General features: G+C 65.7%; 18 protein-coding genes. 12 read left to right on the top strand and 6 right to left on the bottom strand.

Features of this window, described 5'->3' with window-relative positions; genetic code table 11:
* The first annotated feature begins 14 nt into the window (after positions 1-14).
* Both IG196_RS14825 and IG196_RS14820 read left to right on the top strand, forming a co-directional pair.
* Positions 15-1373, top strand: coding sequence for an amidase (locus IG196_RS14825; RefSeq protein WP_192196744.1), 1359 nt, complete (start codon positions 15-17; stop codon positions 1371-1373).
* Positions 1374-1410: 37 nt separating this feature from the next.
* A complete protein-coding gene (locus tag IG196_RS14820; protein WP_192196743.1) occupies positions 1411-2397 on the top strand; it encodes a Bug family tripartite tricarboxylate transporter substrate binding protein in 987 nt (328 codons plus the stop codon).
* A 50-nt stretch (positions 2398-2447) separates the two neighbouring features.
* On the opposite strand, the gene IG196_RS14815 is transcribed toward IG196_RS14820, so the two are convergent.
* The 6 genes from IG196_RS14815 to IG196_RS14790 form a co-directional block, all read right to left on the bottom strand.
* On the bottom strand, positions 2448-3233 hold the full coding sequence (locus IG196_RS14815) for a peptidylprolyl isomerase (RefSeq protein WP_192196742.1): 786 nt from the start codon (positions 3231-3233) through the stop codon (positions 2448-2450).
* A gap of 128 nt (positions 3234-3361) precedes the next feature.
* Positions 3362-3643 (bottom strand): BolA family protein, encoded by a 282-nt coding sequence (locus tag IG196_RS14810; protein ID WP_099789140.1) that lies wholly within the window; start codon positions 3641-3643, stop codon positions 3362-3364.
* Positions 3640-4179, bottom strand: coding sequence for a septation protein A (locus IG196_RS14805; RefSeq protein WP_099789138.1), 540 nt, complete (start codon positions 4177-4179; stop codon positions 3640-3642). Before IG196_RS14805 ends, IG196_RS14810 begins: the two co-directional genes overlap by 4 nt.
* Positions 4176-4586 (bottom strand): peptide-methionine (R)-S-oxide reductase MsrB, encoded by a 411-nt coding sequence (gene msrB, locus IG196_RS14800; RefSeq protein WP_099789136.1) that lies wholly within the window; start codon positions 4584-4586, stop codon positions 4176-4178. The genes IG196_RS14805 and msrB overlap by 4 nt, the downstream gene beginning before the upstream one ends.
* Complete coding sequence (locus tag IG196_RS14795) at positions 4583-6064, bottom strand: protein adenylyltransferase SelO (RefSeq protein WP_192196741.1); 1482 nt, start codon at positions 6062-6064, stop codon at positions 4583-4585. The genes msrB and IG196_RS14795 overlap by 4 nt, the downstream gene beginning before the upstream one ends.
* Before the next feature lie 73 nt (positions 6065-6137).
* Entirely contained in the window at positions 6138-7229 is a 1092-nt protein-coding gene (locus IG196_RS14790; protein WP_101491912.1) for an AraC family transcriptional regulator, read from the bottom strand.
* Between the two features lie 150 nt (positions 7230-7379).
* Here IG196_RS14790 and IG196_RS14785 point away from each other — a divergent pair, with 150 nt between their 5' ends.
* The 10 genes from IG196_RS14785 to IG196_RS14740 all read left to right on the top strand — a co-directional run bounded on the left by IG196_RS14785 (position 7380) and on the right by IG196_RS14740 (position 21390).
* A complete protein-coding gene (locus tag IG196_RS14785; RefSeq protein ID WP_225617044.1) occupies positions 7380-9218 on the top strand; it encodes a carboxylesterase/lipase family protein in 1839 nt (612 codons plus the stop codon).
* Positions 9219-9335: 117 nt separating this feature from the next.
* Positions 9336-10979, top strand: a complete 1644-nt coding sequence (locus tag IG196_RS14780) for a 3-(methylthio)propionyl-CoA ligase (RefSeq protein WP_192196740.1) — start codon at positions 9336-9338, stop codon at positions 10977-10979.
* A gap of 144 nt (positions 10980-11123) precedes the next feature.
* Positions 11124-12353, top strand: a complete 1230-nt coding sequence (locus tag IG196_RS14775; RefSeq protein WP_101491599.1) for a branched-chain amino acid ABC transporter substrate-binding protein — start codon at positions 11124-11126, stop codon at positions 12351-12353.
* Positions 12354-12552: 199 nt separating this feature from the next.
* On the top strand, positions 12553-13794 hold the full coding sequence (locus IG196_RS14770) for a branched-chain amino acid ABC transporter substrate-binding protein (protein ID WP_192196739.1): 1242 nt from the start codon (positions 12553-12555) through the stop codon (positions 13792-13794).
* 83 nt (positions 13795-13877) lie between these two features.
* Complete coding sequence (locus IG196_RS14765; protein ID WP_101491597.1) at positions 13878-14831, top strand: branched-chain amino acid ABC transporter permease; 954 nt, start codon at positions 13878-13880, stop codon at positions 14829-14831.
* A gap of 4 nt (positions 14832-14835) precedes the next feature.
* Positions 14836-16158: a branched-chain amino acid ABC transporter permease gene (locus IG196_RS14760; RefSeq protein WP_101491596.1), complete on the top strand. Its 1323-nt coding sequence runs from the start codon at positions 14836-14838 to the stop codon at positions 16156-16158.
* Positions 16159-16935 carry an ABC transporter ATP-binding protein gene (locus tag IG196_RS14755; RefSeq protein WP_099797038.1) on the top strand — a complete coding sequence of 259 codons (777 nt, stop codon included), beginning with the start codon at positions 16159-16161 and terminating at the stop codon, positions 16933-16935.
* Position 16936: 1 nt separating this feature from the next.
* Positions 16937-17632 carry an ABC transporter ATP-binding protein gene (locus tag IG196_RS14750; protein ID WP_101491595.1) on the top strand — a complete coding sequence of 232 codons (696 nt, stop codon included), beginning with the start codon at positions 16937-16939 and terminating at the stop codon, positions 17630-17632.
* 148 nt (positions 17633-17780) lie between these two features.
* On the top strand, positions 17781-19883 hold the full coding sequence (locus IG196_RS14745; RefSeq protein ID WP_192196738.1) for a 3-hydroxyacyl-CoA dehydrogenase NAD-binding domain-containing protein: 2103 nt from the start codon (positions 17781-17783) through the stop codon (positions 19881-19883).
* Positions 19884-19914: 31 nt separating this feature from the next.
* Positions 19915-21390: a M20 family peptidase gene (locus IG196_RS14740; protein WP_192196737.1), complete on the top strand. Its 1476-nt coding sequence runs from the start codon at positions 19915-19917 to the stop codon at positions 21388-21390.
* The last annotated feature ends 29 nt before the right edge of the window (positions 21391-21419 follow it).

The following is a 21419-nucleotide window of genomic DNA, read 5'->3' as shown; positions in this document are numbered from 1 at the left end:
AGGGACCACCGCACATGCCCGCCGCGATCTCCCTCGAAGCCGCCCGCGCCGACCTGGCTGCAGGCCGCGTCACCTCCGCCGCGCTGACCGCATCGGCGCTGGAACGCATCGCCGATCCGTCCGGCGAAGGCGCTCGCACCTTCACGCGTGTGCTGACAGACCGCGCCCAGCACCTGGCGCGCGCCTCCGACAGCCTGCGCGCAGCCGGCTTCGTGCGCTCGCCGCTCGAAGGCCTGCCGGTCTCCGTCAAGGACCTGTTCGACGTGGCCGGCGAAACAACGACCGCCGGCTCCGTCGTGCTGCGCGATGCGCCGCCTGCCGCGCACGACGCCGAGGCCGTGCAGCGCCTGCTGGCGGCGGGTGCGGTGCTGATTGGCAAGACGAACATGACCGAGTTCGCGTACTCAGGCCTCGGCCTCAATCCGCACTACGGGACACCGGCGAATCCGTGGCAGCGCGGCGAGCGGCGCATTCCCGGCGGCTCGTCGTCGGGTGCGGCGGTGGCCGTGGCCGACGGCATGTGCGTCGCGAGCGTCGGCAGCGACACCGGCGGCTCGGCGCGCATTCCGGCGGCGCTGTGCGGCATCACCGGCTTCAAGCCGACGGCGCGCCGCATGCCCGGCACCGGGCTCGTGCCGCTGTCGCACAGCCTCGATGCGGTTGGCGTGATGGCGCTCGACGTGGCCGGTTGCGCGGCGATGGACGCGGTGCTGTCCGGCGTGTCCGAGGCGCCCCGGGCGCAGCACCTGCGCCAGGCGCGTTTCGCGGTGCCGACCACGCTGGTGCAGGACGGCATGGACGCGCACGTCGCCGCCACGTTCCGGCGTGCGCTGCAGTGCCTGTCGGCCGCCGGCGCTGAACTGGTCGAGCTGGCGGTGCCCGAGTTCGACGAGCTCGCCGCCATCAACGCCGCAGGCGGCTTCAGCGCTGCCGAATCATGGGCGTGGCACGCCGAGCTGATCGAACGCAGCGGCAGCGGCTACGACCCGCGCGTGCTCAATCGCATCCTGCGCGGCAAGGACTTCACGGCGCGCGCCTACCTCGCGCTGCAGGCGCAGCGGGCCGACTGGCAGCGCCGCGTGGCCATGCGCCTGGGCGAGTTCGACGGCTGGCTCATGCCGACCGTGCCGCTGGTGGCGCCGCGCATCGAGGCCCTCGAAGCTGACGAGGCGCAGTACTTCGCCGTCAACGCCGCGATGCTGCGCAACCCCTCCATCGTCAACTTCATGGACGGCTGCGCCGTCTCCTTGCCCTGCCACACGGCCGGCGAAGCGCCCGTGGGCCTGAGCCTTGCAGGCCTGCCGATGTGCGATGCCGCGCTGCTCGCGTGGGCTGCCGACATCGAGCGCGCCCTGCGCGCTACCGCCGATTGACCCGTCTGCCAACCCTCAAGAAACTCCGGAGAACTTTATGACCCAGCGCTTCCGTTTCCCGCTCGCTTCGTTCGCATGCTTTGCTGCCGGTCTGGCGTGCATCGTGCCCATCGCCCACGCGCAGGACGCCTATCCGTCCAAGCCGATCCGTATGGTCGTGCCGTTCCCACCGGGCGGCAGCATCGACATGACAGCGCGCCTGGTCGGCCAGAAGCTCTCGACGGCGCTGGGCCAGCCCGTGCTGGTGGACAACCGTCCCGGCGCCAGCGGCAACATTGGCATGGACTACGTCGCCAAGGCCCCCAAGGACGGCTACACCTTGCTGATGGTGCACACCGGTCTGGCTTCCAACGCCCACATGTTCGCCAAGCTGCCCTACGACCCGATCAAGGACCTGGCGCCCGTGATCCGCGTGGCCGACCAGCCCAACGTGCTCATCATGAATCCCAAGTGGACCTTCAAGAACGTCGGCGAGCTGGTGGCCTATGCCAAGGCCAACCCCGGCAAGCTCAGCGTCGGCACCTCGGGCGTGGGTGGCCCGCAGGACGTGGCCGCGCGCCGCTTCATGCAGATGACCGGCACCGACCTGCTCAACGTGGCCTACAAGGGCGGGGCGCCCGCGCTGTCCGACCTGGTCGGCGGGCAGATCGACATGATGTTCGAGACCTCGCCGACCGCCGTGCCCTATGCCAAGAGCGGCAAGCTGAAGGCGCTGGCGGTCACGGGCGACAAGCGCGTTTCGACCTTGCCCGACGTGCCGACGGTGGCCGAGTCCGGCGTGCCGGGTTACCGGTTCATGGGCTGGGTCGGCCTGGTGGCGCCGGCCGGAACGCCGGCACCGGTCATCGCCAAGCTCAACGAACAGGTGCAGGCGCTGCTCAAGAACGCCGACACGCAGAAGCAGTTCACCGACCTCAGCCTCGAAGTCATCGGCGGATCGACGGCGGACTTCACAAGCTTCGTGCGCAAGGAGTCGAACGACTACGCCCGGTTCGTCAAAGACTTCAACATCACGCCGCAATGAAAAAAGCCCCGCGACTGCGGGGCTTTTTGCTGGGGGCGATGGCCTGAGGCTTACTCGACCTTGGCCTTCGCGCGCAGCTCTTCCTGGTACTTCTGCAGGCGCTGCTGTTGCAGCTGCTGCGTGATCTGCGGCTTCACTTCTTCGACCTTCGGCAGTTGAGCCTGACGGATGTCGTCGACGCGGATGATGTGATAGCCGAACTGGGTCTTGATCGGGGCAGGGGTGGTCTCGCCCTTCTTGAGCTTGATCATCGCTTCCGAGAACTCGGGCACGAAGCTGGCGGGGTTGGCCCAGTCGAGGTCGCCGCCGTTGGCGCCCGAACCCGGGTCCTTGCTCTGCTTCTTGGCGATGTCTTCGAACTTGGCACCCTTCTTCAGGTCGGCCATGATCTTCTTGGCCTGGTCTTCGGTTTCGACCAGGATGTGGCGGGCCTTGAATTCCTTGCCGCCGTTGGCCGCCACGAACTTGTCGTACTCGGCCTTCACGTCGGCGTCGGACACCGCGTTGGTCTTGCGGTAGTTCTCGAACAGCGCGCGGATCAGGATGGCCTGACGGGCGAGCTCGAGCTGGTTCTTGTAGTCCTCGGTGGCGTCGAGGCCTTGCTTCTGCGCTTCCTGCATGAACACTTCGCGCGCCACGATTTCCTCGCGCAGCTGGTTTTGCATTTCAGGCGTCACCGGGCGGCCGGCGGCAGCCAGCTGCTGGGCCAGGACGTCCATGCGGGCCTTGGGCACGGCCTTGCCGTTCACGATGGCTGCGTTCTGCGCCAGGGCCGTCATGGGGAGTGCACCGATCAGCGCTGCGGCCGCAACGGCCTGCAAGATGTGTTTTTTCATGAAATGAATATCAGGCTGGAGAGGAAATGCGCGTGTAGGAAAAGGCGCGGGAAAGAAAGCAGGAATCAGGAGAAAAGAAGGAGAGGGTGGGCGGCCGCGGCGAACGCGGCAAGCAACCGATTGACGACTCAGAGCACCTCGATGGCGATGGCGTGCAGACCCTGTGCGATAAAAACTTGGAGGGCATCATACACAAGCCGATGCCGCGCCACGCGGGGCTTCCCGTCGAAGAGCGGGGACGCAATGCGCACCCGGAAATGCGTGCCGTAGCCCTCGGCGTTGGCGCCCGCATGGCCCGCATGGGAGGCGCTTTCGTCGATCACTTCGAGCTGCGTGGGCGCAAGCGATGCGCGCAGCGCCGCCTCGAGCGCGGCCACGGTGGGCAGGGGAAAGGTGGTGGCGTCGGTCATGCGGTCGGCTTGTCTTCTTTGAGGTGCGGCGCGATGTACAGGCCCTGCGCCACCAGGAAGACGATCGGGAACACGTAGCCCCAGAGCTTGAAGTTGACCCAGGCCTCGGTCGTGAAGTACGCCGCCACGTAGCCATTGATGAGCGCCATGAACAGGCAATAACCGATCCACGCCACATTGAGCCGGCCCCAGATGCGCTCGGGCAGCTCGAGCTGCGCGCCCAGCAGCATCTTCAGGAAGTTCTTCTTCAGCGCCCACAGCGCCACGGCCAGTGCGATCGCCATGGCGCCGTACAGCACCGTCGGCTTCCACTTGATGAAGCGGTCGTCGTGCAGCACCAGCGTGAGCGTGCCGAACAAGAGGATCAGCACCAGCGTGGCCTTCTGCATCGCCTGCAGCTTGCGTTCCATGGCGTAGATGACGGCCATCTGCACCACGGTGGCGGCCATGAGGACGCCGGTGGCGGTGTAGATGTCGGCGAACTTGTAGGCGCCGAAGAACAGCAGGATCGGGAAGAAGTCGAGGAGCAGTTTCATTTCTTTTGGAAGTCGAGCGACGCCGAGTTCATACAGTAGCGCAGGCCGGTTTCGGTGGGGCCGTCGGGGAACACGTGGCCCAGGTGGGCGCCGCAATTGGCGCACACGTTTTCGGTGCGCACCATGCCGTGCGAACGGTCGACGATGTTGCGGATGGCGCCGGGCACCGCTTCTTCCGAGAAGCTGGGCCAGCCGCAGCCGGCGTCGAACTTGGTGGCCGCTTCGAACAGCTTGGCGCCGCAGCAGACGCAGTGGTAGGTGCCGTCGTCCCAGTGGGCTTCGTACTTGCCGGTGAAGGGGCGTTCGGTGGCGGCGTGACGCGTCACCTCGAAGGCAGCGGGTTCGGCGCCCTTTTCAGCGAGCAGGGCTTTCCATTCGGCGTCGGTTTTCTGTACGGGCGTGGTCATGATGAGCAGCTGATTTCGATCGTGGAGGCCCAGTCGGGCGGGAAGCCGGCGTAATCGTCGGCACCGGGGTGTTCTTCACATGGGGTTTGGAGCAGCGTCAGCAAGGTTGCCACACCCGCGTGGTCCTTTTGCTGACTGGCTTCGATGGCCTGCTGGCCCAGGTGGTTGCGCAGCACGAACTTGGGGTTCGATTGGAGCATCAAATCGGCCGCATCCGACCGCGAGGTCTGCGCGTGCCGCTCTGAAAAAGAGAGCATCCAGGCATCGAAGCCGGCCCGGTCGAGAAAGAGGTCGCGCACCGGCTCGACGTTGCCGTCGGCCATGTGGTTCGACAGGCGGCGCCAGAAGATGGTGTGGTCGACCTTCTCGGCGGCCAGCAGCTTGAGCACGCCCTCGATCAGCGCCCGGTCGCCCTCGGCGGGCATCGTGAGGCCCAGCTTGGCGCGCATGCGGTCTTCGAAGGCGTTGGGGAACACGGTCTTGTACGACTCCAGCGCGGCCACGGCGACTTCCTGGTCGCCGATGAGCGGCAGCAGCGCCTGCGCCAGGCAGAACAGGTTCCAGTAGGCGACGTTGGGCTGCTGGTTGAAGGCGTAGCGCCCCTGGGTGTCGCTGTGGTTGCAGATGTGGCGCGGGTCGAAGCCATCGAGGAACTGGAACGGCCCGTAGTCGATGGTGAGCCCGAGGATGCTCATGTTGTCGGTGTTCATCACCCCGTGGCAGAAGCCCACGGCCTGCCACTGGGCGAGCAGGGCGGCGGTGCGCTCGCTCACGGCTTCGAGAAACGCTGCGTAGGCGTTGCCATTGAAGCGCGCGGTGTTGCGGCACTCGGGGTAGTAGCGGTCGATGACGTAGTCGGCCAGCGCGCGCAACTCGTCTTCGCGCTGGTTGGCCGCGAAGTGCTCGAAATGGCCGAAGCGCACGAAGCTCGGCGCGACGCGGGTCACGACGGCGGCGCTTTCGGCGGTCTCGCGGTAGATGGGCGCGTCGGAGCCGGTCACGCACAGCGCGCGCGTGGTCGGAATGCCCAGGCCGTGCATGGCCTCGCTGCACAGGAATTCGCGGATGCTCGAACGCAGCACGGCGCGGCCGTCGCCGCCGCGCGAGTAGGGCGTGCGCCCCGCGCCCTTGAGCTGCACTTCGAGCCCGCCCTCGGTCTCGCCGAGCAGGATCGCGCGGCCGTCGCCCAACTGCCCGGCCCAGACGCCGAACTGGTGGCCGCTGTAGACCGTGGCAATGGGGCGCGCGCCGGTGATCGGCAGGCTGCCGGTGAGTGCGGCGAGCGTGGTGTCCGACTCGCGCCAGCCCGGCGGCAGGCCCAGCTGGCGCGCCACGGCGTCGCTGTGGCACACCCAGTACGGGTCGGGCAGCGGCGTGGGGCGCAGTTCGGTGAAAAAGGCGGGGCCCAGCGTCGAGAAGCCGGGCTTCCAGCGCAGGCCCAGGTCGGCGACCGGGGTGTCTTCGGCTAACAAGCTCATGCCGGGATTGTCCGGCAGCCCACGAAACCCCGGGCCGCAGAGGCCATCGGCGACGTGGGGTGGATGGCGTTGATCAGTTCAGCAGCGCACCGCGCAACGCCCCGGCGCCATCGAGCGCGAGGCTGGCGCGGTACTGGGCCGGCGGCAGGCCGAACCAGCGCTTGCAGGCGCGGAAGAAATTGCTGACGTCCACGAAGCCCAGCCGGTCGGCCACGTCCGCGAGCGTGTGGCGTTGTTCGGCCAGGTACTGCTTGGCGAGTTCGCGGCGCGTGCGGTCGAGCAGCGCCTGGAACGAGACCGACTCTTCCTGCAGGCGGCGCTGCAGGGTGCGGTCGGCCAGCCCGAGGCCCGAGGCCACGTCCTGGCGGCGCGGCTCGCCGTGCTGCAGCCGGCGCGCGATCTCGGCGCACACCAGGCTGGCGGTGGTGGTCTGGCCCAGCAGGTTGAGCTGGTCGTCTAGCAGGTGCTCCTGCATCTCGCCCAGCGCCGCGTGGTGGGTCGGCAGCGGCATCGTCATGTCGGCCGACGACAGCAGCAGGCGGTTGGCGGGCGCGTTGAAGCGGATCTCGCAGCCGAAGGCTTCGCGGTGCAGCCGGTCGTTGGCCGGCGGCGGGTAGACGAACTCCATGGCCAGCGGCTGCAGCTCGCGCCGCGTGAGCCACTGGCACTGCATGAAGACGGTGAGCAGCGCGTACTCGACGCGCTGGCGCGGAATCGGCAGGGTGCCGCCGGTGTGTTCCATGACCATCCAGCAGCCGCGTGCATCGGACTGCAGTGAGAAGGCGGTGGCGTCGGAGATCACGGCCATGTAGCGCGTGAGCCGGGTGAGCGCCGCGCCCAGGTTGGGGCTGCAGGCCATGGCGTGGCCCACCGTGCCGAGCTTGCTGTGCGTCGCGGCCAGGTCGCGGTCCAGGCCCAGCGTGGGCCGGCCGGCGTGCGCCACGGCCACCTGCCACAGCACCGAGATCTCGTCGACCGGGAAGCGCGCGTTCTGGCGGTGCAGGGAATCAGGGTCGAAGCCGGCGTCGCGCAGCAGCGAGGGCACGTGCAGCCCCTCGGCCTGGAACATCGACAGCACGCCTTCCAGCCACGCGGCCGAGCTGGTGCGCAGCTCCGGCTGCGGGCAACCGGGGCGGCGCGACGGCCGGCGCGTATGGCGCGGCAGGGAGGCTTCTGAAGTCATTCGATTGGCTCGCTTGCGATAGCGGTGAAAACGGCGCCGGTTCCTAGAATTTTTCCAGTGCACAGCGGCCCCGCAGTATGGGCGGCGCGCACCGAGCCAGGAATTCCGATTAACCCGGTGTGGAGACAAAACATGAAGACAACGACAACAGCACAAAACCAGGGTGCGGCAGGACAGACGGCGATGGCGCGCGCCATTGCAACGGTGGCCACGCTGGCCGCCGCGGCGGCGCTCGCGGCCTGCGGCGGCGGCTCGTCGGGGTCGCCAGGCTTCCCGATCCTGCCGCCCGCACCGGCACCGGCCCCCGCTCCGGCACCTGCCGCCGACGGCCCCATGGTGCGTCAGACCACGGCCGGCAAGGTCGAGGGCGTGGACGACAGCGCCAAGACCGGCACGTGGTCGTGGAAGGGCGTTCCGTTCGCCCAGCCGCCGGTCGGCGCGCTGCGTTGGCGCGCACCGGTCGAGCCCGAAGCGTGGACCGGCATTCGCCCCGCCAAGGCCTTCGGCAACGCCTGTCTGCAGATCGGCCGGCTCTTCAGCCCCGGCACCAACAACACCTACGACGCGACCATCGGCACCAACCTGGGCAAGCCGGTCGGCAGCGAAGACTGCCTGTTCGTCAACATCTGGCGCCCGGCCACCACCGACAAGAACCTGCCGGTGCTGCTGTTCATCCACGGCGGCAGCAACATCTCGGGCTACACGGCCGATCCGCTGTACGACGGCGCGGCGCTGGCCAAGGCCACCAATGCGGTGGTCATCACCGCCAGCTACCGGCTGGGCATCCTGGGCTTCCTGAACATGCCGCAGCTGCGGCCGGGCGGCACGGCGGGCGACGACTCGGGCAACTTCGCGTTGCTGGACAACATGGCGGCGCTGCGCTTCATTCAAGGCAATGTCGCCCACTTCGGCGGCGACCCGGGCAACGTCACGCTGTCGGGCGAGTCGGCGGGCGCGACCAACCTGCTGTCGGTGATGACCTCGCCGATGGCCAAGGGCCTGTTCCACAAGGCCTTCGAGATGAGCGGCGGCATTTCGCTCGCGACCAACCTGCCGGCGAGGACGCTGCCTTTGCTGCAGCCAGTGTCGGTGTCGCTGACGCAGGGCCAGACGATCCTCGAAAAGCTGCTTGTCGCCGACGGCACCGTGGCCGATGACGCAGCGGCCAAGGTCTACATCGGCACGCGCACGCCGACGCAGATCGCCGAGTACCTGCGTGCGCAGGCGGGCGGGGCGCTGCTGACCAAGGCCACTGCAGCCGGGCAGGGCAACGTTGCACCCATTCCCGATGGCACGGTGCTGCCGGCCGACCCGATCGGCGCCATCGCGGCCGACAAGTACGTCAAGGTGCCCATGCTCGCGGGCAACACGCGCGACGAAGGCAAGCTCTTCGCGTCGCTGCTGGGAACGTTGGGCATCCCGGGCCTGAAGGCGGGCTGGATCGTCAAGGACGACGCGCGCTTCTCGATGATGTTCAACTTCAACCCGGACGCTGCTCCCGCGCTCACGGTGAACGACATCATCGATCCTTCCTACCTCCCGGTAGGCACGCCGGGCACGGGCTACAACGCGGCCACCGACATCGTCACGCAGGGCCTGTTCGGCGCCAACCGCGACAACCTGCTCAACACCATGCAGATGCGCCAGTCGAACATCTGGCACTACCGCCTCGACTGGTCGCAGGAGGCCGCGCCGTGGAACGACGTGTACGGCGCCGCGCATGCCTTCGACCTGCCGTTCGTGTTCGGCAACTTCGAGGGCTCGCTGCTCAGCAACGTGATGGGCGGCAAGGCCAACGAGAAGGGGCGCCTGGCACTGTCGAAGGCCGTCATGGCCAGCGTGGGCGCGTTCATGCGCAACGGCGATCCGAACACGCCCGAACTCGGTGCGACCTGGGGCACGTGGCCTTCGCAGATGCTGCTCGATGCGACGCCGACGGCCGCCAAGATCACGCCGGTGACGGTCCCTTGAAGAGCCGCTTCGTTCAATCATGCAGTGCGGGTTTGTGTCATTGTGCAAGTGGCCGAAGCTTGCGTGAATCTCTCGTTCGCAAAGCTTTCTGAAGTCATTTCACATAGGAGTCCGTAGATGCTGGGTTTGATGCAAGACCAACCGCTTTTGATCTCGTCGCTGATCGAGTTCGTCGAGCGCCACAACGGCGACGGCGAGATCGTCTCGCGTCGTGTCGAGGGTGATATCCACCGCTGCACCTGGAGCGACATCGCATCGCGCGCCAGGCAGGTGGCCAACGCGCTGGACGGCGAGCAACTGCTGTTCAGCGACCGCATCGCCACCCTGGCCTGGAACGGCTACCGCCACCTGGAGCTGTACTACGGCGTGAGCGGCAGCGGCCGCGTGCTGCACACCATCAACCCGCGCCTGCACCCCGACCAGATCGCGTGGATCGCCAACCATGCCGAAGACCAGATCCTGTGCTTCGACCTGAGCTTCCTGCCGCTCGTGCAGGCGGTGCATGCACGTTGTCCCACGATCCGGAAATGGGTTGCACTGTGTGACGCCGACAAGCTGCCGGCCGACAGCGGCGTGCCCAACCTCGTGAGCTACGAAGCCTGGATGGGCGCGCAGCCCACCGCGTACGACTGGCCCACCTTCGACGAGAACTCGGCCTCGAGCATGTGCTACACGAGCGGCACCACGGGCAACCCGAAGGCCGCGCTGTACAGCCACCGCTCGACCATGCTGCACGCCTACGCTGCCGCGCTGCCCGACGTCATGCGCATCTCGGCGCAAGACTCGGTGCTGCCGGTGGTGCCGATGTTCCACGTCAACGCCTGGGGCATTCCGTACTCGGCCGCGCTGGTGGGCTGCAAGCTCGTGTTCCCGGGCCCGTCGCTGGACGGCAAGTCGGTGTACGAACTCATCGAAGCCGAAGGCGTGACCTTCGCGGCCGGCGTGCCCACCGTGTGGCAGATGATGCTGGGCCACATGCAGGCCAACGACCTGAAGTTCAGCAAGCTCAACCGCACCGTCATCGGCGGCTCGGCCTGCCCGCCGGCCATGATCACGGCGTTCCAGGAGAAGTTCAACGTCGAGGTGCTGCATGCCTGGGGCATGACCGAGATGAGCCCGCTGGGCACGCTGTGCACGCTGAAGAACAAGCACCTGTCGCTGCCCGCCGACGCGCAGCTGCAGATCCGCATGAAGCAGGGCCGCGCCATCTTCGGCGTCGACATGAAGATCGTCGACGGCAACGGCGACGAGCTGCCCTGGGACGGCAAGGCCTACGGCGACCTGTTGGTCAAGGGCCCCTGGGTCGTCAAGGAGTACTACAAGGGCGAGGGCGGCAACCCGCTGGTCGCCGACGGCGCGGGCCGGGGCTGGTTCCCCACCGGCGACGTGGCCACCATCGACGCCGAGGGCTACCTGCAGATCACCGACCGCAGCAAGGACGTGATCAAGTCCGGCGGCGAATGGATCAGCTCCATCGAGATCGAGAACATCGCCGTCGCGCACCCGGCCATCGCCATGGCGGCCTGCATCGGCGTGTTCCATCCCAAGTGGGACGAGCGTCCGATCATTGCCGTCGTGAAGAAGCCCGGCGCCGAAGTCACCCGCGAGGAGCTGCTGAAGTTCTACGAGGGCAAGACCGCCAAGTGGCAGATTCCCGACGACGTGGTGTTCGTCGAGGCCATTCCGATCGGCGCCACCGGCAAGATTCTGAAGACCAAGCTTCGCGAACTGCTCAAGGACTACAAGCTGCCGGGCCTCTGAAGCACGGTCAAAGCCCACCCGCACTGTCGCGCACGCGATAGGAAGGCTGCTTCGGCGGCCTTCCTTCCGGGCAATCCCTGTGCGGCGAAGAAAAGGGCGCTTGTACGCTGGCGTCCCCCGGCTCTTTCACTCAGGAGACTCTTCATGTACTTCGGTATCAAGTCAGTGGCAGCCTGTGCCATGTTGGTGAGCGTTTCAGCGTCCTTCGCCCAGAAGGGCGAGACCGTCAAGATCGCCTGGCTCGACCCGCTGTCGGGTCTCATGGCCGCCGTGGGCACCAACCAGCTCAAGACCACGCAGTTCCTGGCGGAGGAGTTCAACAAGAAGAATGCCTCGGGCGTGAAGTTCGAGATCATCGCGATCGACAACAAGCTCAGCCCGCAGGAGACCACCGCTGCGCTGCGCTCGGCGCAGGACCAGGGTGCGCGCTACATCACCCAGGGCAACGGCTCGGGCCCGGCGCTCGCGATCATCGATGCCGTCGAGAAGAACAACGCGCGCAATCCCGGCAAGGAACTGCTCTACCTGAACTACGCGGCGGTCGATCCCGACCTCACCAACAGCAAGTGCAGCTACTGGCACTTCCGCCTCGATGCCGACACCTCCATGAAGATGGAAGCGCTGACCACCTGGATGAAGGACCAGACCGACATCAAGAAGGTCTACATCCTCGGCCAGAACTACGCGCACGGCGTGCAGGTGTCCAAGTACGCCAAGGAAGACCTGAAGGTCAAGCGCCCCGACATCCAGATCGTGGGCGACGACCTGCACCCGCTCGCGCAGGTGCGCGATTTCTCGCCGTACATCGCCAAGATCAAGGCCTCGGGCGCCGACACCGTCATCACCGGCAACTGGGGCTCCGACCTCTCGCTGCTCATCAAGGCCGCCAACGACTCGGGCCTGGACGTCAAGTTCCTCACGTACTACGCACCGGGCGCCGGCACGCCCACCGCCATGGGCGCCACCTCGGCAGGCAAGGTCTACACCGTGGCCTATGCCCACTACAACATGGGCGGCGAAATCCAGAAGCTGCTGACCGGCTACAAGAAGAAGATGAACGACGACCTGACGCAGTCGTCGATCTATCACACGTTCGCATTGCTCGATGCCGCCTTCGTGCAGACCAAGTCGACCGACCCCGTCAAGGTGGCCGCAGCGCTCGAGGGCATGAAGATCAAGAGCTTCAACGGCGAGGTCGAGATGCGCAAGGCCGACCACCAGCTGCAGCAGGGCCTGTACATCTCGCGCTGGGAGAAGGCCAGCGCCAAGTACCCCTACGACGCCGAGAACACCGGCTACACCAACGTCCCTGTGAAGTATTACGAGTCGTATGTGGCGAGCACGCCCACGACTTGCCAGATGAAGCGCCCCTAGGCGTTTTGTGAACGCATTTCCTACCCATCGGTAGAAGAAACCTACCAATGGGTAGTAAATCAGGAAATGCACTGTCGCCTGCGCGATAGATACGTGCCCTTGCCGCCCCTTTCTTACGGGCATTCCCTGAGGGGTGGGGTGGCAAAGACTTGTACGCTTGTGCAGCGTTTTTGATATCGGTTTGACCAGGAGATATAGATTGAAGTTTGCTCTGAAGATCGCTACCGCCGCCGTGCTCGCGGCAACTGCCGCCGGTGCATTTGCCCAGAAGGGTGAGACCGTCAAGATCGCGTGGCTCGACCCGCTGTCGGGCCTGATGGCGGCGGTCGGTACCAACCAGCTCAAGACCTTCCAGTTCCTGGCCGAAGAGTTCAACAAGAAGAACGTGGCCGGCGTGAAGTTCGAGGTCATCGGCATCGACAACAAGCTCAGCCCACAGGAAACCACCGCCGCGCTGCGCTCGGCCATGGACCAGGGCGCGCGCTACGTGGTGCAGGGCAACGGCTCCGGCCCGGCGCTGGCCATCATGGACGCGCTCGAAAAGCACAACGCCCGCAACCCGGGCAAGGAAGTCGTGTACTTCAACTACGCGGCCGTCGACCCTGACCTGACCAACAGCAAGTGCAGCTACTGGCACTTCCGCCTGGACGCCGACACCTCCATGAAGATGGAAGCGCTGACCACCTTCATGAAGGACCAGGCCGACATCAAGAAGGTCTACCTGATCAACCAGAACTACTCGCACGGCCAGCAGGTCTCGAAGTACGCCAAGGACAACCTCAAGAGCAAGCGCCCCGACGTGCAGATCGTCGGCGACGACCTGCACCCGCTGGCCCAGGTGCGTGACTTCGCGCCCTACATCGCCAAGATCAAGGCTTCGGGCGCCGACACCGTCATCACCGGCAACTGGGGTTCCGACCTCGCGCTGCTCATCAAGTCGGCCAACGACGCAGGCCTGAACGTCAAGTTCTATACCTACTACGCCGTGACCAACGGCACGCCGACTGCCATGGGCGCGGCCTCGGACGGCAAGGTCTACATGGTGGGCTACAGCCACTACAACGCCCCGGGCCCGATCGCGCCGATGATGAACGAGTTCAAGAAGCGCTTCAACGAAGACCTGTACACGACGTCGCCGTACACCGTGTATGCGATGCTCGCCGAAGCCTTCGTGCGCACCAAGTCGACCGACCCCGTCAAGGTGGCCGCCGCCATGGAGGGCATGAAGTTCAAGAGCTTCAACGGCGACGTCGAGATGCGCAAGTCCGACCACCAGCTGCAGCAGGGCCTGTGGATCACGCGCTGGCAGAAGGCCGACGCGAAGAGCCCGTACAGCCCGGAAAACACCGGCTACACGCTGGCGCCGGTCAAGTACTACGAGCCCTACGTCTCGAGCACGCCCACCTCGTGCCAGATGAAGCGACCCGGCGGCGCCTCCTGATCGGCGTCTGATCGCCCCCTGACCGGTCGAGGCCCGACTTCAACACTCGGGCCTCTTTCTTTTTCAACCGACACGGAAGACCGATGAACGTCGAATTCTTCGTCATCTCACTGCTCAACGGCGTCAGCTACGGCTTGCTGTTGTTCATGCTGAGCTCTGGCCTTACGCTGATCTTCAGCATGATGGGTGTGCTCAACTTTGCACACGCCAGCTTCTACATGCTGGGCGCCTATTTCGCCTACACCCTGTCGGGCCTCGTCGGCTTCTGGCCGGCCCTCATCCTGTCGCCGTTGCTGGTGGGCGCACTGGGCGCCGCCTTCGAGCGCTACAGCCTGCGCCGGGTCCACAAGTTCGGCCACGTGCCCGAGCTGTTGGTGACCTTCGGCCTTTCGTACCTCATCCTCGAGCTGGTCCAGCTGGTCTGGGGCCGCTCCACGGTGCCCTACGGCCTGCCCGAAGCGCTGCAGGGCCCGCTCTTCACGCTGTACGGCACGCAGTTCCCCAAGTCGCGCTCGTTCATCATGCTGGTGGCGATGCTGATGCTGGTGTCCGTGTGGCTGCTGCTCACGCGCACGCGCATCGGCCTGGTGATCCAGGCAGCGCTGAAGCACCCCGACATGGTCGAGGCGCTGGGCCACAACGTGCCGCGCGTGTTCATGCTGGTGTTCGGCGGCGGTGCCGCGCTCGCCGGCCTGGCGGGCGTGATCGGCGGCAACACCTATGTCACGGAGCCGGCCATGGCCGGGTCGGTCGGCACCATCATCTTCGTGGTGGTGGTCGTCGGCGGCATGGGCTCGCTGGCGGGCGCCTTCCTGGCGTCGCTGCTGATCGGCATCATCCAGACCTTCGCCGTTGCGCTGGACCACTCGCTGGCCACCGCGCTGCAGGCACTGGGCGTGGCCGTGACCGACCAGACCTTCGGCTATGAGCTGCTCAAGCTCACGATCTCGCAGGTCGCGCCGATCCTGCCGTACCTGTTCCTCGTGCTGATCCTCATCTTCCGCCCGAAGGGTCTTCTGGGCACCCGGGAGGACTGACACCATGACCACCGCAACCACCACTTCCCCGACCCCGACGCGGTACTACCGCTTCAAGCCCTGGAACATCGGGCGCTACCTGATCTGGGCGCTGTTCGCGCTGGTGCTGATCATCTCGCCGTTGCTGTTCAAGAGCAGCCTGGCGCTGACGATGCTCTCGCAGATGGGCTACCTGATCATCATCTGCCTGAGCTACAACATCCTGCTGGGGCAGGGCGGCATGCTGAGCTTCGGCCATGCCGTCTACACCGGCCTGGGCTCGTTCATCGCCATCCATGCGATGAACCTGGCGACCAAGGGCGGCCCGACGATTCCGCTGGTGCTCATTCCGCTCGTCGGCGGTCTGGCGGGGATGTTCTTTGCCATCCTGCTGGGCTTCGTGACCACCAAGAAATCGGGCACCACCTTTGCCATGATCACCATGGGCATCGGCGAGCTCGTGGCCTCGATGGCGCTGATGTTCCCCAGCTTCTTCGGCGGCGAGGGCGGCATCACCACCGACCGCGTGTACGGCCCGACCTTCTTCGGCTTCAACTTCGGTTCGCAGATCCAGGTGTACTACCTGATCGCCGCGTACTGCTTCGTGTGCACCGCGCTCATGTATGCCTTCACCGGCACGCCGCTGGGCCGCATGCTGAACGCGGTGCGCGACAACCCGGAGCGCGTGGAGTTCATCGGCTACAACACGCAGCGCGTGCGCTACTTCGCGTTCATCATCGCGGGCTTCTTCGCCGGCATCGGCGGCGGCCTGGCCTCGATCAACTTCGAGATCGTGAATGCGGCCGACAGCCTGAACGCCATCCGCTCGGGCGGCTACCTGCTGTTCACCTTCCTGGGTGGCGCGGTGTTCTTCTTCGGGCCGATCATCGGCGCGGTGCTGCTGGTGTTTGCCTCGATCCTGCTGTCCGAACTGTCGAAGGCCTGGCAGCTGTACTTCGGCCTGGTGTTCGTGTTCATGGTGATGTTCGCCCCGGGCGGCATCGCCAGCCTGATCATGATGAACCTGCGCGTGGCCAAGTTCGGCAAGTTCAACCGCTTCTGGGGCCTGTATGCCGCGCTCGCCGTGGCACTGGTGCCGGTCGTCATCGGTGCGGCAGCGTTGATCGAGATGATCTATCACATTCAGCTCAACGCGGCGATGGGCCCGGACCTGAAGTTCTTCGGCACCATGCTGAACACGGCGGGCATGAGCAGCTGGCTCGGCGCCATCGCGATCCTGGCCATCGGCCTGGCCGTGCTCGAGGTGGCCCGGCGCCGCTTCGTGCGGGTCTGGGGCCAGGCGCAGGAAGAGATCGAAGCAGAAATCAAACGTCGGGAGGCGGCGTAAATGAGCGCGCAATACGCATTGGAACTGAAGGCGCTGCGCAAGAATTTCGGCAAGACCGAAATCATCCGCGGCGTGGACCTGGCGGTGAAGGCCGGCGAACGCATCGCCGTGATCGGGCCGAACGGCGCGGGCAAGTCGACGCTGTTCAACCTGATCAGCGGGCGGCTCACGCCCACCAGCGGCGAGGTGCTGCTCAACGGCCAGCGCATCGACGGCAAGAAGCCCTATGAAATCAACCGCCTGGGGCTGTCGCGCAGCTTCCAGATCACCAACATCTTCCCGAAGCTGAGCGTCTTCGAGAACCTGCGCTGCGGCGTGCTGTGGAGCCTGGGCTACAAGTACACCTTCCTGCGCTTTCTCTCGAACCTGGATGACGCCAATGCGCGCACCGAAGAGCTCATCAAGCAGATCGGCCTGGAGCGCAAGCGCGACGTGCATGCGGTGAACCTCACCTATGCCGAACAGCGCGCGCTCGAGATCGGCGTGACGATTGCCGGCGGCTCCGGCGTCATCCTGCTGGACGAGCCCACGGCCGGCATGAGCAAGACCGAGACCTCGCACTTCATCTCGCTCATCAAGCACGTCACCGTCGGCAAGACGCTGTTGACGGTGGAGCACGACATGGGCGTGGTCTTCGGGCTGGCCGACAAGATCGCCGTGGTGGTCTACGGCGAAGTCATCGCCTTCGACACGCCGGCTGCCGTGCGCGCCAATGCGCGCGTGCAGGAGGCTTACCTCGGTTCTTCTGTGGCCGATGCACAGGGGGCGGGACACTGACATGCTGAAGCTTCACGACATCCACGCCTACTACGGCAAGAGCCATGTGCTGCATGGCGTTTCCTTCGACGTCCGCCCGGGCGAAATCGTGGCCTTGCTGGGTCGCAACGGCTCGGGCCGTTCGACCACTGCCAAGGCCATCATGGGCCTGGTGCATGCCGAAGGCACGCTGCAGTGGAAGGGCAACGACATCCTGCGTCGCAAGGCCTACGAGATCGCGCACATGGGCATCGGCTACGTGCCCGAGAACCGCGAGATCTTCCCCAAGCTCACGGTGCACCAGAACCTGCTGCTGGGGCAAAAGGGCACGGGCAAGGGCAGCCGCTGGCAGTTCGACGACATGTACACCATGTTCCCGCGCCTGAAGGAGCGCCAGCACACCGAGGCCGGCGTGCTCTCGGGCGGCGAGCAGCAGATGCTCACGCTGTGCCGCACGCTCATGGGCGACCCCGACCTGATCATCATCGACGAGCCCACCGAAGGCCTTGCGCCCAAGATCGTCGAGCTGGTGGGGCAGTACCTGCGCACGCTGAAGGACAAGGGCATCTCGGTGCTCCTCATCGAGCAGAAGCTCACCATCGCGATGCAGATTTCGGACCGCGCGCTCGTCATGGGCCACGGCAGCATCGTGTTCGACGGGACGCCCGACAGCCTGCGCGCTGATGGCAATACCCGCAGGGAATGGTTGGAAGTCTGATCCAGCCGGGAGTCCGGGCTACGCCCCGGATTCCCCTTGTCCCGACAGCGACTGCGTGCCATTGTTGCGTCGCGCAAAACGCCTAGAATCCTCGAAAAAGAACACTCGTGCTTTTTCTTCTTTTTCTTCACACACCAAGGAACGCAGCATGACGGCTGAATACAAAGTGCTCGGCGATGTCGCCGTGATCACCCTGACCAACCCGCCGGTCAACGGTCTCGGCTTCTCGACACGCATCGGCATCACCGACGGCCTGTCCAAGGCCAACGCCGACAACGCCGTCAAGGCCATCATCATCACCGGCGCCGGCAAGGCGTTCTCGGGCGGTGCGGACATCAAGGAATTCGGCACGCCCAAGGCGCTGCAAGAGCCCAACCTGCTGAGCGTGATCCTCTCGCTCGAAGCCTCTCCCAAGCCCATCGTCGCAGCCATCCACTCCGTGTGCATGGGCGGCGGCCTCGAGCTGGCGCTCGGCTGCCACTACCGCGTGGCCGCTCCCGGCACCAGCGTGGCACTGCCTGAAGTCAAGCTCGGCCTGCTGCCGGGCGCCGGTGGCACGCAGCGCCTGCCGCGCGTGCTCGGCGTGGAAACCGCCCTGAACATGATCGTCAGCGGCGAGCCGGTGAAGAGCGAACTGCTCGCCAGCCTGCCGGGCCAGAAGCTGTTTGACAAGCTGGCCGCATCGGCCGAGTCGGTGTTCGACGAAGCCGTCGAGCTCGCCAAGTCGGTCGCAGCCAAGGGCGGTGAGCTGCCGCTGGTGCGCAACCTGCCGTGCAAGCACCCGCAAGGCGATGCCTACTTCCAGTTCGCGAAGAACATGGTCGGCGGCATGTCGAAGAACTACCCCGCGCCGCTGAAGTGCGTCGACGCCGTGCAGGCCGCGACCAAGATGAAGTTCGACGACGGCATGGCCGAAGAGCGTCGCCTCTTCACCGCGCTGATGTTCACGCCCGAATCGCTGGCCCTGCGCCACCTGTTCATGGCCGAGCGCGCCGCGAGCAAGATTCCTGATGTGCCCGAAGACACGCCCAAGCGCGACATCAAGGCCGTGGGCGTCATCGGCGCCGGCACCATGGGTGGCGGCATCTCAATGAACTTCCTGAACGCGGGCATCCCCGTCAAGATCCTCGAGATGAAGCAAGAGGCGCTCGACCGCGGCATTGCCACCATCAAGAAGAACTACGAAGCCCAGGTCAAGAAGGGCAAGCTCAAGCAGGACAAGTACGAGCAACGCATGGCGCTGTTGAGCACCACGCTGAGCTACGACGACCTGAAAGACGCCGACCTCATCATCGAAGCCGTGTTCGAAGAAATCGGCGTCAAGGAAAAGGTCTTCAAGGAACTCGACCGCGTCGCCAAGAAGGGCGCCATCCTGGCCTCGAACACCTCGACGCTCGACGTCGACAAGATCGCCTCGTTCACCGACCGTCCGCAAGACGTGGTCGGCATGCACTTCTTCAGCCCGGCCAACGTGATGAAGTTGCTCGAAGTGGTGCGCGGCAAGGCCACGTCCAAGGACGTGCTGGCCACCGTGATGGCCATCGGCAAGAAGATCAAGAAGACGTCCGTCGTGTCGGGCGTGTGCGACGGCTTCATCGGCAACCGCATGATCGAGCAGTACAGCCGCCAGGCCGGCTTCCTGCTGGACGAAGGCGCCACGCCGCAGCAGGTCGACAAGGCCGTCGAGAAGTTCGGCTTTGCCATGGGCCCGTTCCGCATGGGCGATCTGGCCGGCAACGACATCGGCTGGGCCATTCGCAAGCGCCGCGCCACCGAGCGCGCCGACATGAAGTACAGCCGCACGGCAGACAAGCTGTGCGAACTGGGCCGCTTCGGCCAGAAGACCGGGGCAGGGTGGTACGACTACCAGGCCGGCAAGCGCGACGCCATTCCGTCGGACCTCGTCAACAAGATGATCGAGGACCACCGCAAGGAACTGGGCATCACGCCGCGCAAGATCTCCGACACGGAAATCGTGCAGCGCCTGGTGTTCGCCCTTGTCAACGAAGGCGCGCACATCCTGGAAGACGGCATTGCCTCCAAGTCGGGCGACATCGACATGGTGTACCTCACCGGCTACGGCTTCCCGATCTACCGCGGTGGCCCGATGCACTACGCCTCGCAGGTCGGCCTGTACAACGTGGCCGAAACGATGAAGCGCTTTGCGCAGAACCCGCGCGACGACGCCGAGTTCTGGCAGCCCGCACCGCTGATCCAGAAGCTGGTGGCCGAAGGCAAGTCCTTCAGCTGAGACTGAACTGAACCCAGGATCAAGACCGCCCATGTTGAAACGCATCTTCCTCGGGCTGCTGCTGGTGCTCCTGGCACTCGTGGCGGCCGTGGCGGTCAAGACCTGGACCACGCCATCGCAGCAACTCGCGGTGGCGCCCGCACCCAAGCTGGACATCGATCTGCAGGCAGCCGCCAAACGGCTGTCCACGGCGATCACGTTCCGCACGGTGTCGAGCATGGACGATTCGGCGGCCAACGCGGCCGAGTTCGACAAGCTCCACGCCTACCTTGAACAGCAGTACCCGAAGGTCCACGCCACCCTGAAGAAGGAAGTCGTGGGCAACAAGGCGCTGCTCTACACATGGACCGGCACCGACCCGTCCGCCAAGCCCATCGCGCTGATGGCGCACCAGGACATGGTGCCCATCGCCCCCGGCACTGAAAAAGCCTGGACGGTCGACCCCTTCGCCGGCGAGATCAAGGACGGCTTCGTCTGGGGCCGCGGCACGCTCGACAACAAGAGCAATCTTCTCGCGCAGATGGAAGCCATCGAGCTGCTCATCGGCGCCGGCTTCAAGCCGAAGCAGACCGTCTACCTGGTGATGGGCGACGACGAAGAAGTGAGCGGCCTGCGCGGCGCGCTGCCCATCGCCGAACTGCTCAAGTCGCGCAATGTGCGCCTCGATTGGGTGCTCGACGAAGGCCTGCTGGTGCTCGACGGCGTGCTGCCCGGTCTCTCGAAGCCCGCGGCACTCATCGGCTTGGCCGAGAAGGGCTACGGCACTTTCTTCCTGTCGCTCGACACCGCCCCCGGCCATTCGTCGATGCCGCCGCAACACAGCGCCATCGGCAGCATGAGCGCCGCGCTGGCCCGGCTCGAAGCCAACCCGATGCCAGGCGGCATCAAGGGCGTGGCCGGCCAGATGTTCGGTGCGCTGGCGCCCGAAATGAGCGGCGTCAACCGCGTGATGCTGTCCAACCTGTGGCTCACCGAGTCATTGGTGCGCGGCCAGCTCGAAAAGAGCCCGAGCAGCAACGCCATGCTGCGCACGACCACCGCGCTGACCATCGTGCGCGCCGGCAACAAGGACAACGTGCTGCCTGGCCGCGCCGAGGCGGCAGTCAACTTCCGCATCCTTCCGGGCGACAGCATCGCAAGCGTCGAGGCGCACCTGCGCAAGACGCTGGCCAACGACGACATCAAGATCAAGCAGTACCCCGGCAACTCGGAGCCGTCGCCTGTGTCGCCCACCGACAGCACCGGCTACCGCGCGATCCAGCAGGCCGTGCGCCAGAGCTTCCCCGACGCCGTGGTGGCCCCCGGCCTCATGACCGCCGCCACCGACTCGCGCCACTTCAGCCTCGTGAGCGACGCCGTCTTCCGCTTCTCGCCGTTCCGCGTGAAGAGCGAAGACCTGGCGCGCTTCCATGGCAACAACGAACGCCTGGCCATCTCGAACTACGGCGAGATGATCGGCTTCTATCACCAGCTCCTGAGCAACACGAACGCTGCTCCGGCGCAATGACGACCCCGTCTTCTCCCTCTTTTCCCTTC

It is taken from the genome of Variovorax sp. 38R, assembly GCF_014843395.1.
GTDB lineage: Bacteria > Pseudomonadota > Gammaproteobacteria > Burkholderiales > Burkholderiaceae_C > Variovorax > Variovorax paradoxus_H.
This window is presented reverse-complemented; position numbering and strand designations above follow the sequence as displayed.

What these genes read in the sequence shown, in the direction of transcription:
- IG196_RS14825 (WP_192196744.1), top strand. Translation starts at nt 15, where the DNA reads ATGCCCGCCGCGATCTCCCTCGAAGCCGCCCGCGCCGACCTGGCTGCA.
- IG196_RS14820 (WP_192196743.1), top strand. Translation starts at nt 1,411, where the DNA reads ATGACCCAGCGCTTCCGTTTCCCGCTCGCTTCGTTCGCATGCTTTGCT.
- IG196_RS14815 (WP_192196742.1), bottom strand. Translation starts at nt 3,233, where the DNA reads ATGAAAAAACACATCTTGCAGGCCGTTGCGGCCGCAGCGCTGATCGGT.
- IG196_RS14810 (WP_099789140.1), bottom strand. Translation starts at nt 3,643, where the DNA reads ATGACCGACGCCACCACCTTTCCCCTGCCCACCGTGGCCGCGCTCGAG.
- IG196_RS14805 (WP_099789138.1), bottom strand. Translation starts at nt 4,179, where the DNA reads ATGAAACTGCTCCTCGACTTCTTCCCGATCCTGCTGTTCTTCGGCGCC.
- msrB (WP_099789136.1), bottom strand. Translation starts at nt 4,586, where the DNA reads ATGACCACGCCCGTACAGAAAACCGACGCCGAATGGAAAGCCCTGCTC.
- IG196_RS14795 (WP_192196741.1), bottom strand. Translation starts at nt 6,064, where the DNA reads ATGAGCTTGTTAGCCGAAGACACCCCGGTCGCCGACCTGGGCCTGCGC.
- IG196_RS14785 (WP_225617044.1), top strand. Translation starts at nt 7,380, where the DNA reads ATGAAGACAACGACAACAGCACAAAACCAGGGTGCGGCAGGACAGACG.
- IG196_RS14780 (WP_192196740.1), top strand. Translation starts at nt 9,336, where the DNA reads ATGCTGGGTTTGATGCAAGACCAACCGCTTTTGATCTCGTCGCTGATC.
- IG196_RS14775 (WP_101491599.1), top strand. Translation starts at nt 11,124, where the DNA reads ATGTACTTCGGTATCAAGTCAGTGGCAGCCTGTGCCATGTTGGTGAGC.
- IG196_RS14765 (WP_101491597.1), top strand. Translation starts at nt 13,878, where the DNA reads ATGAACGTCGAATTCTTCGTCATCTCACTGCTCAACGGCGTCAGCTAC.
- IG196_RS14760 (WP_101491596.1), top strand. Translation starts at nt 14,836, where the DNA reads ATGACCACCGCAACCACCACTTCCCCGACCCCGACGCGGTACTACCGC.
- IG196_RS14755 (WP_099797038.1), top strand. Translation starts at nt 16,159, where the DNA reads ATGAGCGCGCAATACGCATTGGAACTGAAGGCGCTGCGCAAGAATTTC.
- IG196_RS14750 (WP_101491595.1), top strand. Translation starts at nt 16,937, where the DNA reads ATGCTGAAGCTTCACGACATCCACGCCTACTACGGCAAGAGCCATGTG.
- IG196_RS14745 (WP_192196738.1), top strand. Translation starts at nt 17,781, where the DNA reads ATGACGGCTGAATACAAAGTGCTCGGCGATGTCGCCGTGATCACCCTG.
- IG196_RS14740 (WP_192196737.1), top strand. Translation starts at nt 19,915, where the DNA reads ATGTTGAAACGCATCTTCCTCGGGCTGCTGCTGGTGCTCCTGGCACTC.